This window comes from Tunturiibacter gelidiferens (assembly GCF_014201335.1).
GTDB lineage: Bacteria > Acidobacteriota > Terriglobia > Terriglobales > Acidobacteriaceae > Edaphobacter > Edaphobacter lichenicola_E.
In genome coordinates this window covers 185356-199739 of the sequence record NZ_JACHEB010000012.1, presented here as the reverse complement: position 1 = coordinate 199739, position 14384 = coordinate 185356, and the positions used below count along the sequence as shown (strand labels likewise).

At 58.9% G+C, this 14384-nt stretch carries 15 protein-coding genes; 5 read left to right on the top strand and 10 right to left on the bottom strand.

What is annotated here, in order from left to right; translation table 11 throughout:
* The first annotated feature begins 87 nt into the window (after positions 1-87).
* Both HDF14_RS21800 and HDF14_RS21795 read left to right on the top strand, forming a co-directional pair.
* Positions 88-1968 carry a CCA tRNA nucleotidyltransferase gene (locus tag HDF14_RS21800; protein WP_183980865.1) on the top strand — a complete coding sequence of 627 codons (1881 nt, stop codon included), beginning with the start codon at positions 88-90 and terminating at the stop codon, positions 1966-1968.
* Between the two features lie 204 nt (positions 1969-2172).
* On the top strand, positions 2173-2763 hold the full coding sequence (locus HDF14_RS21795) for an NADPH-dependent FMN reductase (RefSeq protein ID WP_183980864.1): 591 nt from the start codon (positions 2173-2175) through the stop codon (positions 2761-2763).
* A gap of 54 nt (positions 2764-2817) precedes the next feature.
* Here the strand turns inward: HDF14_RS21795 and HDF14_RS21790 are convergent, their stop codons facing one another.
* From HDF14_RS21790 to HDF14_RS21750, 9 genes are all read right to left on the bottom strand, one after another.
* Positions 2818-3651 carry an isocitrate lyase/PEP mutase family protein gene (locus tag HDF14_RS21790; protein WP_183980863.1) on the bottom strand — a complete coding sequence of 278 codons (834 nt, stop codon included), beginning with the start codon at positions 3649-3651 and terminating at the stop codon, positions 2818-2820.
* 48 nt (positions 3652-3699) lie between these two features.
* Positions 3700-3927 (bottom strand): copper resistance protein CopC, encoded by a 228-nt coding sequence (locus tag HDF14_RS21785; protein ID WP_221304809.1) that lies wholly within the window; start codon positions 3925-3927, stop codon positions 3700-3702.
* A complete protein-coding gene (locus tag HDF14_RS21780) occupies positions 3924-4697 on the bottom strand; it encodes a cytochrome c oxidase subunit 3 (protein WP_183980862.1) in 774 nt (257 codons plus the stop codon). The genes HDF14_RS21785 and HDF14_RS21780 overlap by 4 nt, the downstream gene beginning before the upstream one ends.
* A gap of 35 nt (positions 4698-4732) precedes the next feature.
* Positions 4733-6583: a cytochrome c oxidase subunit I gene (locus tag HDF14_RS21775; RefSeq protein ID WP_183980861.1), complete on the bottom strand. Its 1851-nt coding sequence runs from the start codon at positions 6581-6583 to the stop codon at positions 4733-4735.
* On the bottom strand, positions 6580-7329 hold the full coding sequence (locus HDF14_RS21770; RefSeq protein WP_313899658.1) for a cupredoxin domain-containing protein: 750 nt from the start codon (positions 7327-7329) through the stop codon (positions 6580-6582). Before HDF14_RS21770 ends, HDF14_RS21775 begins: the two co-directional genes overlap by 4 nt.
* Positions 7330-7383: 54 nt before the next feature.
* On the bottom strand, positions 7384-7587 hold the full coding sequence (locus HDF14_RS21765) for a hypothetical protein (protein WP_183980860.1): 204 nt from the start codon (positions 7585-7587) through the stop codon (positions 7384-7386).
* Positions 7588-7631: 44 nt separating this feature from the next.
* Positions 7632-8276 carry a pyridoxal 5'-phosphate synthase glutaminase subunit PdxT gene (gene pdxT, locus HDF14_RS21760; protein ID WP_183980859.1) on the bottom strand — a complete coding sequence of 215 codons (645 nt, stop codon included), beginning with the start codon at positions 8274-8276 and terminating at the stop codon, positions 7632-7634.
* Positions 8277-8622: 346 nt separating this feature from the next.
* The gene (locus HDF14_RS21755; RefSeq protein ID WP_183980858.1) at positions 8623-9396 is read right to left on the bottom strand and encodes a hypothetical protein; all 774 of its coding nucleotides are present in this window, start codon (positions 9394-9396) and stop codon (positions 8623-8625) included.
* A gap of 534 nt (positions 9397-9930) precedes the next feature.
* On the bottom strand, positions 9931-10638 hold the full coding sequence (locus tag HDF14_RS21750) for a lipid-binding SYLF domain-containing protein (RefSeq protein WP_260698479.1): 708 nt from the start codon (positions 10636-10638) through the stop codon (positions 9931-9933).
* Positions 10639-10910: 272 nt separating this feature from the next.
* On the opposite strand from HDF14_RS21750, the gene HDF14_RS21745 reads away from it, so the two are divergent.
* Both HDF14_RS21745 and HDF14_RS21740 read left to right on the top strand, forming a co-directional pair.
* Positions 10911-12035 carry a hypothetical protein gene (locus HDF14_RS21745; RefSeq protein ID WP_183980857.1) on the top strand — a complete coding sequence of 375 codons (1125 nt, stop codon included), beginning with the start codon at positions 10911-10913 and terminating at the stop codon, positions 12033-12035.
* 163 nt (positions 12036-12198) lie between these two features.
* Entirely contained in the window at positions 12199-12570 is a 372-nt protein-coding gene (locus tag HDF14_RS21740) for a hypothetical protein (protein ID WP_183980856.1), read from the top strand.
* A 77-nt stretch (positions 12571-12647) separates the two neighbouring features.
* On the opposite strand, the gene pdxS is transcribed toward HDF14_RS21740, so the two are convergent.
* Complete coding sequence (gene pdxS / locus HDF14_RS21735; protein ID WP_183980855.1) at positions 12648-13607, bottom strand: pyridoxal 5'-phosphate synthase lyase subunit PdxS; 960 nt, start codon at positions 13605-13607, stop codon at positions 12648-12650.
* 184 nt (positions 13608-13791) lie between these two features.
* Between pdxS and HDF14_RS21730 the strand changes: the two genes are divergently transcribed.
* A complete protein-coding gene (locus HDF14_RS21730) occupies positions 13792-14187 on the top strand; it encodes a (R)-mandelonitrile lyase (protein WP_183980854.1) in 396 nt (131 codons plus the stop codon).
* Positions 14188-14384 lie beyond the last annotated feature (197 nt).

The window sequence follows — 14384 nt, the reverse complement described above, 5'->3', positions numbered from 1 at the left end:
ATAAACGCTTGATTCGTCGTAGCTTAGCTTGGCTTTGACGGGTTGAAGTGTCCCGGTTTGAACCGGCTTGGAGTAAAAGTACCAGTTATGGCCGACTACATCTACCTGCTCGAAAATCGCCTTTCTCATGCGCAACGCGCCGCGTTGCTGGCAGTCCGTGAAGTAGCTCGTGCCAAAGGACTTACCGTGTTTTTGGTGGGCGGCGCGGTACGGGATATGACCAGCGGATCGCCGGTGCGGGATCTGGATGTCGTGGTTCAGGGTAATGCCCTCAAACTCAAGAAAGATATAGAGAAAGCTCATGGCGTCATCACCGGCGAGTCGGAAGCGGGACAGGCGCTCTATGTGCGGTTTCCCGGTGGCGTGAGGGTGGAGATTGGCAGCACTTTGACGGTCACTTATCCGAAGCCGGGTAAGGCGGTGGTCAAGCCTGCGACGATTTTGGATGATTTGCGGCGGCGCGACTTTACCGCGAATGCCATGGCGCTCTCGTTGAACGACGGATCGTACGGGCTGCTGATGGACCCGCTGAACGGGGTCGCGGATATCGAGAATCGCGAGCTGCGGCTGGTGAGTAACTATGGATTTATCGAAGATCCGGTGAGGATGATTCGGGCTGCGCGGCTGATGGCGCGGTTGAGCTGGCAGATGGATGAGAAGACCCAGGCGCGATATGAGACTGGGAAGCAGGAGGGGTACATCTCGGCGATGGACGAGTTCCATCGCGGGTATGAGACAGAGGAGATCTTCCATGAGGAGGATCCGCTGCGGGTGTTGACGAAGCTGGAGGCGGAGGGGTGGGTGAAGCATCTGTTCCCGGCGCTGTCGGCCGCTAAGGCGAATGTAACGGAGTTGGAGAAGCTGCGCGAAGTGCAGGGGCAGTTGCAGATGCAGGGGATCCATCCTGAGGCGTCGGTTGCGAACTTCCCATATTTGACGGCAAAGATGGCTCCGAAGGACATCGCGGCGCTGAAGAAGAGCTTCGCGCGGCAGGGATTTGTGGCCGAGATCGAGGCGCTGGAGGATGAAGCGAAGGCGTTTGCGACGGAGTTTTCGGGCAAGGGAGCGGCGACGCCGTCGCAGGCGTGGAAGTTGCTACATTCGGCTAAGCCGGAGTCGATTCTTTGGGTGGCACATACGTCGAAGAACGCGGGGATTCAGAACAAGTTCAAGGGGTTCTTTACGGAGTGGGCTCAGGCGAAGCAGAAGCTGCCTTACACGTTGATGCAGGAGATGCGGATCGTTCCTGAGCTGCCGGGATATAACGAATTGCTGGATAAGCTTTTCTTTGAGCTGATGGACGGGAAGCTGGGGACGGTTGAGGAGATGAAGGCCTACCTTGAACCGTATTCGCCACCGGCACCTCCTCCTCCGGTTCATCTGCGCAGGCCGCGTGCGGCGAAGAAGGATGCCAAGCCTGCGAAGAGCCGCAAGAAGGCGGCGGTGGAAGAGAATGGTGAGGGCGTGGAGGCGATCGCCGCTTCCGGTTCGGATGAGGTTTCAGCGAGTGCTCCGGTGCTGGCTAAGAATGGGGCTGGGGCAAAGGCTGCAGCTCCCGCAAAGAAGGCTGTGGCGCCTGTGAAGCCGGTTGCACCAGTTTCGAAGAATGGTGCTGCGGCGAATGGGAAGGCCGCCGCAAAGGCTCCTGTGAAAGTTGCTGCCAAGAGTGTGGCCGTGAAGGCTGTGGCGAAGAAGGCTCCAGCGAAGGCTCCAAGCAAGGCTCCGGTGAAGAAAGCTGTTGCGAAGGCTCCGGTGAAGGCCGCGGTTAAGAAGGCTCCGGCAAAAGCTGTGGCAAAGAAGGCGGCGGTGAAGAAGGCGTCAGCGAAGGCCCCGGCTAAGAAGGCTGCACCGGCCAAGAAGGTGGCGCCGGCAAAGAAGGTGGCTGCGAAAGCTCCTGCAAAGAAGGCTGCGGTCAAACATGCTCCGGCGAAGAAGGTAATCAAGAAGGCAGCGAAAAAAGGACGCTAAGTCGGGCGTCTTTTTTTGATGTCACGCGAGCGCGAAGGTGAGTTTGCGCTGTCGTCTGTTGTGTCTTTGTGAGTGGCCTTTCAAATCGGTGGGACAAAAATAAATTGTGCGTTTCTAAAACTTGGGTGAAAGCTCGCTGAGTTTTTTGCAGCGGGCGACAACTGGGTTGGCATAGGTGCATCTCACGTCCTGAGGTGACTTTTGATGGTGGTTGCGGTGTTGTTGGGGTCTGTGCGGAGCGACCGGATGGGTGAGCGTGCCGCCAAGTGGGTAGTGGCTCAATTGGAGAAACGAGGGCACGAGGCCGTGCTTGTCGATGCGGCGGAGTTGAAGCTACCGCTGCTGGACAGGATGTGGAAAGAGGTTAAGAACGATACTTCCGCGAAGCATGAGAAGTTGCGGGAAAAGCTGGCTCCGTTAGCGAAGCTGTATGCGCGGGCGGATGGTTTTTGCGTGGTGAGCGCGGAGTACAACCACTCGATTCCTCCAGGGATGACAAATCTGCTGGACTATTTTTTGGAGGAGTACTTCTTCAGGCCATCGGCGATCGTTTGCTATTCGGCCACACCCTATGGCGGCGTGCGTGCGGCGATGCAGTTGCGGGCGCTGCTGCCAGAGGTGGGGATGCCGACGATTCCTTCGCTTCAGCCGATTCCGTCTGTTGGGAGTTCCCTGAGCGAAGAGGGAGTTGCTCTGACGCAGGAGTTGGCAGAGAAGAGCGGGAAGTTCTTTGATGAGTTTGACTGGTACATGCGTGCGATGAAGGCCGAGCGTGCCAAAGGTGTGCTTAGCTGAATTGGCGACTACGCGAAGCCGCTTACTTGCTGCATTGGGAGTGAGTTTGTGAACTTACGTAGTCGAGCGCTTATGGTCCATGTAACGCGTCATCTCGGAGCTGGGGACGGCGTCGGACGCGAAGTTGAAAGTGCCATGATCTTTCACTTCGCGTGCTGCTCGTAGAAATGCTCCGAGAGCGGCGCGGGCGAAGGCTCCGCCTACACTGATTCTTTTAACTCCGACGGTGGCGAGCTGCTCAACAGAGAAGGTCGCTCCTTTCAGCCCCATTAGGACGTTGACCGGTTTGGAGACGGAGGCGCAGACCTCTCGGATTGCGTCGAGAGTGGGGAGTCCGGGCGCGTAAAGAACGTCAGCACCGGCGTCGGCAAAGGCCTGAAGGCGGCGGATGGTGTCTTCGAGATTGGGTTTGCCGTGAAGGAAGTTTTCTGCTCGTGCGGTCAGGAAGAATTGGTGGCGGCTGGCCGTCTCAGATGCTGCCGCGACCCGGTCTGTCGCGTGTTGCAGCTCATAGATAGGGTCGGATGGATCACCTGTGGCATCTTCGATGGATCCGCCGGCGAGTCCGGCTGCGGCGGCGAATCGAATGGTCTCGGAGCAGCTGTGGGGCGAATGTCCGAATCCGTTCTGAAGGTCAGCTGAGACGGGAAGATCAGTCGCTTTGACGATCACCGCGGCATTCTGCAGGATGTCGTCGCGGGTTATTTCTGGTGCGGAGTCGCGATGTCCGACGGAGAACGCATATCCGGCGCTGGTGGTGGCGAGAGCTTCGTAGCCGAGCGTGGCGAGAATCTTTGCGGTGCCGGCATCCCAGGGGTTGGGAATCACGAAGGCTCCTGGGCGCTCATGAAGCGCTTGAAAGGCTTTGTATCTCTGCTCGCGTGTCATTTCGGGTGGTCTTCCTGGCGAAGGGATTTTTTCAAAGGTTGCGGGAGGCTAGCGATAGCGTTTGAAGAGGGCGACTGTACCTACGAAGAGGCCGCCGGCGGTGAGAGTCATCAAAATGATGGCGTGGCGGTAGGCGGCCTGGGTTTTAGGTGGAGTGGCGGCGGTGTTGTCCTGGCATTGCGTGCAGCCCTGGGGATGGGCGGGTAGAGGACTTGCGAGAGACGCGGCAAAGAGAATGGCGGTGATGAGAGTTCTTCGCGGTTTGAAGGTGCTCATTGGAAGAAGACTAGGAGGGTAAAGAGAAAGAGCCAGAGGAGGCCCATGGCGTGCCAGTACCAGGCGGCGCCGTCGACCAAGATCTGGCGGTTTTCGAGCTGGCGAGAGACGTAGAGACCAGTGAAGGCGGCGAGAAGGGCGGCGATTCCAAGGAAAAGGTGAATGGCGTGGACGCCAGTGATGAGGTAGAAGAAGTGGCTGCTCTGGTTGGTCTTGAAGAAGACGTGTTGGCGGGCCAGTTGGCGCCACGCAATCCACTGACCTGTGAGGAAGAGTACGCCGAGACCAATGGTTGCGGAAAGCCAGGGGAGAGCGCGGCGGGTGATTGGTTTGCCGAGGCCAAGCCACTCGTCCATGACGTCGGTTTCGCGGAACATGTTGCGGCGGGCGAACTCGATTGTGCCGGAGCTAAGGAGCAGTACGACGGTGTTGAGCCACAGGATGGGCGGGATCGTGGTGGGGAGCCATTCGTTGACGTAGTGGTTGTAGGCGTCGAAGTGGCCGGTGGACTGGTTGACGAAGAAGGTGCTGACGATGGCGACGAAGAACATGAGGTCGCTGGCCAGGGCGAAGAAGATGCCCATGCGATAGCGATGGAGGCGCTCGTAGGGGCCGCGTCGACCGTGGGGACGCTCGTTCCAGTTGTCGTTGTCGCCACCGCCGCCGGTGCGTTTGTCGGTAGGTGGACGGCGGCCTGCGCCGTTGTCGTGATCTTCAACGCGTCGTTTTCGTTCCTGCTCAGTTTTATTTGGAGTGATGATAGCCGGCATGAAGTTGCCCTCTGGGTCGACGCGTTGTGGACAGCTTACTCCGGTTTTGAGTCTGTGGCATTTGCAATTTCGCCCTGAGCGAAAGAGACGGGTGCCCATTGCGGCAGGAAGGAAATTTCAACCTTGTTGGATTGATAGTGGCATGGCATTCGGTGGACGGAAATCTCTGATGTATCGGATGCGGATGACGGGGTGAAAGGATTCATGGTCGGGTGCCATTCGAGTGTGGTGGCTTGCCATGGATTAGACGACGCGAAGTTTCCTTTGTACAGAGTGCGTGCGAGATTTATGAGAAAGAGTAGCTGGCCGGCGGCGAGGAAGAAGGCCGCGTAGGTGATGAAGCGGTTTAGGGGCAGAGTGTGGGAGAGTAAGGCGCCGGCTGGGCTTAGGGAGCCCCCAGGACCGGGAATTCCGGTGAGCTGGGCGTAGTGGCGGGGTTCGCCGGCCAGACCGGTGAGGTGCATGGGGAGGAAGACCGCGTAGGCTCCGATGAGGGTGCACCAGAAGTGGAGGTGGCCCAGCGGCTCGGACAGGAGGCGGCCGGGGTGGCTGCGGGTGGCGGTGAGGAGAGGGAACCAGTAGTAGGTTGCGGCGTAGAGGCCGAAGATGCCGGCCATCGCCATGATGAGGTGGAAGTGGGCGACGACGAAGAAGGTGTTGTGGAGGTACTCGTCGAGGATAGGCTGGGCGAGGATGGGGCCGGTGAGGCCTCCGGTGATGAAGAGGCTGACGAAGCCTAGGGCGAAGAGCATTGGGGTTTTGTATGAGGGGCGGGAGCGCCAGGTGGTGGCGAGCCAGCTTAGGACTTTGGCGGCGGCTGGGAGCGCGATGGCCATGGTGGAGATGGAGAAAGCAGAGCTGGCGAACGGGTTGAGGCCGGCGACGAACATGTGGTGTCCCCAGAGGAGGATGCCGAGGAGGCCGATGAGGAGGGTCGTCACGATCATGGTGCGGTAAGCGAAGACGCGGCGGTGGCTGAAGTTCGCCAGCAGCATGGAGGTGAGGCCCATGCCGGGGAGGATTGCGATGTAGACCTCGGGGTGTCCGAAGAACCAGAAGAGATGGAGCCAGAGGAGCGGGCTGCCGTTGCCGCCTTGGTGCAGGACGCCGTTGACGAGGTCGCCGTTGGGGAGGAAGAAGCTGGTGCCGGCGTGGCGGTCGCAGAAGAGGAGCAAGATCGCTGCGAGTAGGACGGAGAAGGCGATGATGCTGAGAAGAGCTGCGGTGAACCAGCCCCAGACGGTGAGGGGAAGACGTTCCCAGGTCATGCCGGGGCAGCGGTTGCGGAGGATGGTGGTGAGGGTGTTGATGGAACTGGCGGTGGAGGCGATGGCGAAGAGGGCGATGGAGGCGAGCCAGAGATCCATGCCGAGGGCTTGACCGGGGCCGGCGCTGGGGACTGCACTTAGAGGTGGGTAGGCAGTCCAGCCGGAGATGGCGGCTCCGCCGGGGGCGAAGGTGGAGCAGAGAAGGGTGATGAGGGCGATGGCGGTGAGCCAGAAGCTGGCGGCGTTGAGGCCGGGGAAGGCCATGGTGCGTGCGCCGATCTGGGCGGGGAGGATGAGGTTGCCAAAACCGGCCTGGGGCGCAGTGGTGAGGACGAAGAAGAGCATGACCGTGCCGTGGATGGTGACTAGCGCGAGGTAGTCTTCGGGGAGGATGAGGCCGTGCAGTGGAAGTGGCCAATCGGGCCAGACGAGGTGGATGCGCATCAGCAGCGAGAGGGTTGTGCCGATGATGACCGAGACGAGCGCGAGGATCAGGTATTGGATTCCGATGGTGCGGTGATCGGTGGAGAAGATGCGAGAGAGTATGGGGTGTGGCTTAGGGGTCAATTTGCGTGGCCCGTGGGATCGCGTTGGGGGGACGTTGGAGTGCGGGGTCATTGGGCCGCCTTTTGTTGCGTGGCGAGCCAGTTTGCGAATTGGTCGGGCGGGAGGATGCGGAGCGTGGCGTTCATCCGGTAGTGGCCGAGGCCGCAGAGTTGGGTGCAGAGGATCGCGTAGGTGCCGGGGGTGGTGGGGGTGAAGTGGAGGTGGATGGTTTGGCCGGGCACGGCGTTCTGCTTGAGGCGCATCTCGGGGATGGAGAAGCCGTGGATGACATCCTGGGCGTTGAGGCGGAGGTCGACCTCGCGGTTGGCGGGGAGGACGAGCTGGGAGGAGACATGGTCGTCGGCGGAGTGAGGATCTTTGGGGTCGACGCCGAGGGGGTTGCCTTCGCCGGGTGCTACCAGGTTGGGGTGGGTGAGGCCGAAGGTGGCGTCAGGGCCGGGATAGCGGAAGTACCAGGCGAACTGGACGCCTGTGGCCTCGACTTGGAGGGCTGTAGGGGAGGCTCCGGTGTAGCGAGCGGCGGCCCAGAGACGTTCGGCCTTGACGGTGAGGGTGGCGAAGAGCAGGGCGAGGGCGGCGAGTGGCAGGTATTCGATGCGCCAGAGATGGTTTGGAGCAGAGTGACGGCGAGCGAGGAGGCCGGTGAAGAGGATCAGATGGGCCAGGGCGAGGAGGGCCAGGGCGATCCAGAGGTTGAGCAGGAGGTGATGGTCGAGCGCGGGTCCGTGTGCGCTGGCGTCTGCGGGCAAGGACCAGGGAAGTTGTGTTGCGGCGCTGGTGAAGCGGGACCAGATCACCTATGCAGGATATCTTGTCTGCGGTTTTGTCTGCGAGGCTGCGATTCTGGTGTTTTAACCGAGTTTTTGGAGGAGGTAGGCGTAGCTGAGCACGAAGATGATGACTGCGGCCATTCCGACCAGGAGCGGCGCCAGAAGACCGAGATCGATCGCCTGGACTACGTTGTCGAGCCGATTGCGTCTGTCAGCGAAGAGAACGGATGCCTCTTCGGATCTCTCTGGGTTCGAGACATCCGTCGTAGCTGAGGCGGAGCGCATGATTCGATGATAGTTACGACGGCCTAAAAAAATCGTAAAGATGGCTACGAATCGACGGTGGCGTGAGAGTGGACCCTGTGAGAGGCGATCAGGTCGAGGAAGAGCTGGTGGACGCGTAGATCGTGACCTAGTTCCGGGTGGAAGGTGGCGGCGAGGAGATGGCCCTGACGGACCAGGACAGGGAATTCGTCGCGGGTGGCGAGGGTTTCGACCTCGGGCCCGGTGCGGGTGATGCGGGGGGCGCGGATGAAGACCATCTCGAGGGGGGCGCCGGGGAGTTTGGTGGGGGCGGTGAGGATGGAGGAGTCGATCTGACGGCCGTAGGCGTTGCGCTCGATGGTGATGTCGAGGGCGGAGAGGGAGATTTGCGGGGGATTTTGTACGTCGTTCGCGAGCAGGATCGCGCCAGCGCAGGTGCCGAAGGTGGGGAGGGTGCGGACCAGGGAGCTGAGGGATTCGAGGAAGCCATTGCGCTCCAGGAATTTGAGCATGGTGGTGGACTCGCCGCCGGGGATGATGAGGCCGTCTACGCTGGGGGTTCCTTCGAGGGTGAAGAGTTGGTCCGGGGTGCGGATGAGGCGGGTGGTTACGTCGAGGGCGGCGAGGGTTTTGGCGTGGGCTTCGTAGGCGCCCTGGAGGGCCAGGATGCCAACGGTTGCGGAACTAGAAGCTGTGCGATTATTGGTCATGTGTACCCACCCCCTCCCCCTTATGTGGCTGTAAGTCTATTTTTATCATATACTTACAGGAATAAAACTTTTGTAAATTCGTCCAAGCAAAGGACTTATGGCCAAATTCTTCTCAGCAAAGGACTTAGAAGGAAGAGGTTCGTCGAGGATTCGTTTGGCAATCTGTTTTTTGCCACTCTTTCAGTATAGAAGAGTTGGGAGGGGAATGCGCCACGCGTAACTCTTTTTACGACAATGGTTTACCGCGGATGGGGGCTTGACAGGTTTTTAGTGAGCTGCGGATGAAGCAGAGTGAAGCAACACAGATGCCTGGGTGTGACGACAAAACGGTTCGAATAGGTTGCTGCTATTTGTTTTGGCGCATTTCGGCGGCGGAGTCGAGATCACGTTGCGTGAAGGCGAAGGCCTCGGGGAACTTTTCTCGCAGGGTTTGCGCGTTCGAAATGCCGGAGAAGGCGAAGACTTCCTGATTAGTGAGGCCGGGGATGAAATCAGGTTGCTTGCGATTTACAGTTTGCAACCAGAGACCGTAGAGCATGTGAAGGGCGTTGGCCTGCTCCAGCAGATCAATTTCCTGCACCACCTTTTCGGGAGCGAGTGTCGAGGGGTCGGAGGTCTGCGCGGTGTAAGCGGCAGCGCGAGCGACTGCGACGGCGAGGGCGTTGTAGCCATCCAAAGCACGGTTAAGCTCGAAGTAGGTTTCGGAGTTTTTGGTCACTTCCTCCCGAGGCATCAGGGAGAGGACGCTTGTCTCTCCAGCGGTGGTCCATGCAGACGTAGCGGGTTCAAAGACGTTCGGCGGAAAGAGCACGACGCCAGGAAGTTTTGCCTGCGGAGTTCCTGGATGTTGGCGAAGGTAGTTGAAGACGCGAAGATTGTTTTGGAAGATCGCGGCGATACCGAGGTAAGCTTCCGCGTTGCGACGGAAGGTCTCCCTGTTTAGTTGGCGCTCCTCCGCGAGAGCTTTCCGGGTCTCCGCAACTTCGTTGTGTTGATGGATGCTCTCGACGACCTGCTCGAGGCACACCGCAATGATTAAGCCGATGACGATGGTGGCGATGTGGATGAAAAAGTCTCGCCAGGTGTGAACGGCGTGGTCGGGCGAGTGTACGTCGAGCATGTGAGGATTCTCCGGCAGTTAGTTGCAATGGTAGCGGAGAGTGAATGGGGCAGATGAGCCATGAGTAACTCTTGTACGTGAGGTTTTTTGTGGCGAATGGGCGAGAGAGGTTTTCTTTGAAATGTGGATGGACGCCATAAGTTTCCGCTCAGTTTGTTGCCATAACACTTCCGAGCTCTGTCACGTTGACTCCGAAAAAGTGCGGAGCTTTTGGATCTTTCTGGCCGGCGAGCTATGGTGGTGCAGCTTGACGGGTGTCCGGAGAGCGGCTCTATGGGTGGCGCGCATCGTTGCGGATGAGCGGTTCGTCGGTACGGTCACCGAGACGAATCAAGGTGGACGGGGTGAATGTTGTGAGTTTGCCTTGGCTGGGTATTTCCGGTGCGGGTGAGAGCGAAGTTGTAGCAGATCGACTCTAATGTAAGCGTTCTAAGTGGTTCTCATTTTTGTGCGAGAAAGGCCGAATTCTCTCTAAGAATCCGGCCTTTCTCGCTTTTATTTGAAGGATCATAGCGGTTGTCGGCGCATTCTAGTTTAGTGAGCGCCGCTGGCGTGGAACATCTGGTTGACGGTGCGGATGAAGTGCTCCGAACCTGGCTTGGGAGGGACGCCGCCGGAGAGGATTTTCTCGTAGGTGACATCGCTGCCGTAGTAGGCGGTGGTGTCGTCGGTGTTCTGGTGGACTACGTCGCCGGTGAGGTCGATACCGGCGAAGATGCCTTTGTTGCGAGAGTAAGTGAGAAAGGCTGCGTTAGCTACTTCGGTGGTCGACGCTGAGGTGCTGCGTCCGACAGGGCCAGCCGCTACGGAGGCATCGCCGCCGAGCTTGACCTTGTCGTGGAGAAGGCGCTCGAAGGCATCGTGCGTGGTGCCAACGAGGACCAAGTCTGTTGATTGGCCACCGGCCTGAAGACCGAAGCTGGCGCCGGTGAGCTGGATGAAGACGGGAGCGCTCCAGCCGTGGCCGGTGCGGCAGCTAACTACGCCCTGGCCGTACTGCGCGCCTACGATGAAGGCTCCCTTCTTAAATCCGGGGACGACGGCGACGCAGGTGGCTTTGGCGGCGATGTCGTCAGGGATGCCTTTGTCGGGCGTGTCCATGAGCTCGTGAAGGACGAGGTGCGCGGCTTCGATGCGCTCATTGAGCTTTTGTACATCGGTCGCGGCCGAAGCGGCGACGGTGAGAGACATGGTTAGTGCTGCAGTGGTGCAGAGTATTTGAAAGAACCGCTTGTTCATCATATTTCTTTCTCCCTTGTTTCGCCGGATTTCAATATCCGAAATTCAATGACTGTGATGCGATGCATATGAAATCGGAGGAGTTGTGCAGGATGGTTGTGATTGATGAACACGATCGATAAATTTACGAAGAAAAATCGTCGGCCAAACGCAACTAATTTGGGAGATTGAAAGAAGACAGCGCCTCTACAAACATGTGACAAATGTTGTGTTGTGGGAGGGATAGTGTGGCTTTCCAGCGGGCTGAAGTCGGCTCGTCAAGGAGAACCATCGCTATGAAGAAGCAGAGCAGTACGATGTCGAATCCGCTGGATCGCCGCTCGTTTATGAGGGGCGGACTGGTGGCAGGGGGCGCAGCAGTAATGGGCGCCGGGCTATTGAGCAACAGCAGAGAGGCTGTGGCGCAGGACTATAACAACGGACGTGGTCTCAACCGAGGGGATGCAGCGATTCTTCGGTTTCTGGCCGCGGCGGAGCTGATCGAATCGGATCTTTGGACGCAGTATGCCGAGTTGGGTGGTCTGACGCCAGGCCAGAAGCCCGTAGAGGACATCCCAAACTTCACACCGATGAATACCTATCAGGGGTCATTGATGGCCCTTGATAGCGATGGTCCGCAGTACATTACCAGCAACACTCTGGATGAGGTCAGCCACGCAGAGTTTTTGAATGCGTATCTTGCATCGAAGGGAGCGGATCCGGTTAATCTCGATCAGTTCCGTACGCTTCAGGGAAGCAAGGCGACAGGCGCGAAGAACATCGGCCGGCTTACGAACCTGATGCACCTGAACGTCGATACGAGTTGGTTTACGCGTTATCGGAGCACGACGAACCCTGATGCCGGGGCGACGTTTCCGCAGGCTGTTACGATCACAAACCGCAGTGCGATTCCTGTGACGAATGCCGACTTCAACAATCCGAATCATATTCAGGTGATCGCCAATATTGCGGCGTTTCACTTTGGTTCGATCGAAGCCGGCGGTTCGAGCCTCTACGCTAGCCTATCGCAGAAGGTTTCGAGCGCAGAGGTGCTGGAGATCACGCTGGGCATCGGCGGCGATGAGATTGCGCACTTTCTGGAGTGGGTCGACTTCGCGGGTAATGGATGCCAAACGCCGGTTGCGCCTGTGACGGATAATGGGCTGACGTTTCCTAACTTGTTCGCGAACCCGGGCACACCCGAATTTCAGCCGAACCTGATCTTCCCGGTGCCTGCTGAGTTCATAAGCCCGAACCTCCCCCTGTGCGCGACCATTCGACCTTTGACCGACAAGTTTGCCGGACCTAAGGCTGCGGTCGCATCTTTGACTGGTTCGGGACTTTTTACCGGGCAGAGCAATGGGTTCTTCGCTACGCTCGAGATTCTTGCCGATCAAGCTGAAGCTGCGAGTCGTTTCTAATCGTCAGCTGATCTTTTGAGTGCTTAAACCAATGGAGCTCTGAGGCTTCTGAAGTATTTCCTTCAGGAGACCGGAGCTCCTTTTTCCGCACGTAACAGGGGCTTGGCGGCGGTACATCCTTCGTGGGATGGGTTGGAAGGCGAAGATCGTTTATACCGGAGATGTGTTAGATCTTCGGGCCAAAGTTTGGGTGTGTGTCGTGCCGTTGTTGATGGGGTTGCCGGTGAGGGCATCGGTACCATCCGCGGTTTCTGCGTGTAGATTTGGTTCGACGGTTCCGGAAGAGATTGTTGTCACAGAGCCGGTCGATAGCGACGCTGCGATGCGTGAGAGTCTCAGGCGCGACGCGGCGGATCATCCGGGTGATTTCGTCGTGTTTCTGACGCGGACGGGTGCGGACCATTTTGTGAAGGATCACCGGGATGATGTCGAACGCGAGACGAACAGCAGGGTCGTGTTGCGGGGGATCGTGGGGTACTGGCAGGGGAAGACGCTGGTGGTGCTGCCGTGGGCTCCGTTGAAGAATTTTCAGTAGTCGTTCGCCGTAGCTTGGAACGATTTTCGGCAACTCTCCAAACAGATTTGGTGGATCGTAAGAAGTGCGGCTGTGTTTTACCAGCCGCGGGTTTGCATGAGGTCTCGCTCTTCGATCGCTGCTGCTGCCAGACCCTTCATCGAGCCTATGACGGCTTCGCTGGCTTCGGCGACGATCTTGGGGTCGTTGAAGTGGGTGGTGGCGATGACGATGGCGCGGGCGCGGCTGACGGCCTCTTCGCGCTCCTTCGGATCATTTTCGACGTCGAGTGGGGTGGCGCGCTCCTTCATGAAGATGCCCGAGCCTACGAAGATTGTTTCGGCGCCTAGCTGCATCATCAAGGCTGCGTCGGCTGGGGTCGCTATGCCGCCTGCGCTGAAGTTGGGGACTGGGAGCTTGCCGGCTTTCGCGACCATGCGGACGAGTTCGTAAGGGGCGCCGTGGACCTTGGCGGCGTTGTAGAGTTCTTCGTCGCCGAGGACTGTGAGGGCTTTGATCTCGCGGACGATCTGGCGCATATGCTGGACGGCGTGGACGACGTCGCCAGTACCAGGCTCGCCTTTGGTGCGGATCATCGCTGCGCCTTCGGCGATGCGGCGAAGGGCTTCGCCTAGGTTGCGTGCGCCGCAGACGAAGGGAGTGGTGAAGGCGTGCTTGTCGATGTGGAAGGTTTCGTCGGCGGGGGTGAGGACTTCGGACTCGTCGATGAAGTCTACGCCGAGATGCTGGAGGACCTGGGCTTCGGCGAAGTGGCCGATGCGGGCCTTGGCCATGACGGGGATGGAGACGGCACCGATGATCTGCTTGATGAGCTTGGGGCTGGCCATGCGGGCGACGCCGCCTTCGGCGCGGATCATGGCGGGGACGCGCTCGAGCGCCATGACGGAGATGGCTCCGGCCTCTTCGGCGATGCGGGCTTGCTCAACGTTCATGACGTCCATGATGACGCCGCCTTTGAGCATCTCGGCGAGGCCGAGCTTGAGGCGGAGGGACGGGGGGCCGAAGTTTCCGTTGCCGTTGAGGGTGGGGTCTGCCATGGTGTCTCCTTGCTTCTTTACTTGATTCGTATGTTGCTGTGCGCGGGCGGTGGCGCGCTGGTGTGGCTTATGTCCGCAAGACTTTTAAGTTTAGCAGTTTTGTGCTGAGGTGATTGGGTTGTGTTTGGGTGTTATTGCGGATGGTTTGAAAGTTCTTCTGCATGCGAACCACTAGAATGAGGATATGGAGATTAAACGCATCGGTTCGCAGCCCTCGGGCAAAGGTCCGGCAGAGTGGTTTACCGGCACGGTTCGGATTGACCCGCTCTTTCAAGCGCCCGATCCGGCATCTGTTGCCGGCGCCAGCGTCACGTTCGAGCCGGGAGCGCGTACTGCGTGGCATACGCATCCACTCGGACAGACTCTGATTGTGACTGCGGGCTGTGGATGGGTTCAGCGGGAGGGTGGCGCGGTTGAGGAGATTCATCCCGGAGATGTGGTTTGGTTTGCGCCGGGAGAGAAGCATTGGCACGGGGCTACACCGACTACAGCGCTGACGCATATCGCGATTCAGGAGCGATTGGATGGCAAGGCGGTGGAGTGGATGGAGCACGTGAGTGAAGATCAATACCGGCGGTGAACCACTTTGTGGGTGCGCACCCCTTCAGGTCGATGAGGATCTTCGTGCAAACCAACGAAGGATATGGCGAGGCCGTTAACGAGTTTGAGGCTTTTGGGTTGGATTTAGCTGAAAATTCAACGGTGGTTTATCCGGATCCGAGGGTTGCAGGCTCAAGCTTCGCATAAGGGGCGGTGTGTGCCCTGACGGAGGCTCCT

Coding starts and splice junctions, on each gene's coding strand:
- HDF14_RS21780 (WP_183980862.1), bottom strand. CDS start 4,697: ATGCCGGCTATCATCACTCCAAATAAAACTGAGCAGGAACGAAAACGA.
- HDF14_RS21775 (WP_183980861.1), bottom strand. CDS start 6,583: ATGACCCCGCACTCCAACGTCCCCCCAACGCGATCCCACGGGCCACGC.
- HDF14_RS21750 (WP_260698479.1), bottom strand. CDS start 10,638: ATGATGAACAAGCGGTTCTTTCAAATACTCTGCACCACTGCAGCACTA.
- HDF14_RS21745 (WP_183980857.1), top strand. CDS start 10,911: ATGAAGAAGCAGAGCAGTACGATGTCGAATCCGCTGGATCGCCGCTCG.
- HDF14_RS21800 (WP_183980865.1), top strand. CDS start 88: ATGGCCGACTACATCTACCTGCTCGAAAATCGCCTTTCTCATGCGCAA.
- HDF14_RS21755 (WP_183980858.1), bottom strand. CDS start 9,396: ATGCTCGACGTACACTCGCCCGACCACGCCGTTCACACCTGGCGAGAC.
- HDF14_RS21790 (WP_183980863.1), bottom strand. CDS start 3,651: ATGACACGCGAGCAGAGATACAAAGCCTTTCAAGCGCTTCATGAGCGC.
- HDF14_RS21730 (WP_183980854.1), top strand. CDS start 13,792: ATGGAGATTAAACGCATCGGTTCGCAGCCCTCGGGCAAAGGTCCGGCA.
- pdxT (WP_183980859.1), bottom strand. CDS start 8,276: ATGACCAATAATCGCACAGCTTCTAGTTCCGCAACCGTTGGCATCCTG.
- HDF14_RS21785 (WP_221304809.1), bottom strand. CDS start 3,927: ATGAGCACCTTCAAACCGCGAAGAACTCTCATCACCGCCATTCTCTTT.
- HDF14_RS21765 (WP_183980860.1), bottom strand. CDS start 7,587: ATGCGCTCCGCCTCAGCTACGACGGATGTCTCGAACCCAGAGAGATCC.
- HDF14_RS21795 (WP_183980864.1), top strand. CDS start 2,173: ATGGTGGTTGCGGTGTTGTTGGGGTCTGTGCGGAGCGACCGGATGGGT.
- pdxS (WP_183980855.1), bottom strand. CDS start 13,607: ATGGCAGACCCCACCCTCAACGGCAACGGAAACTTCGGCCCCCCGTCC.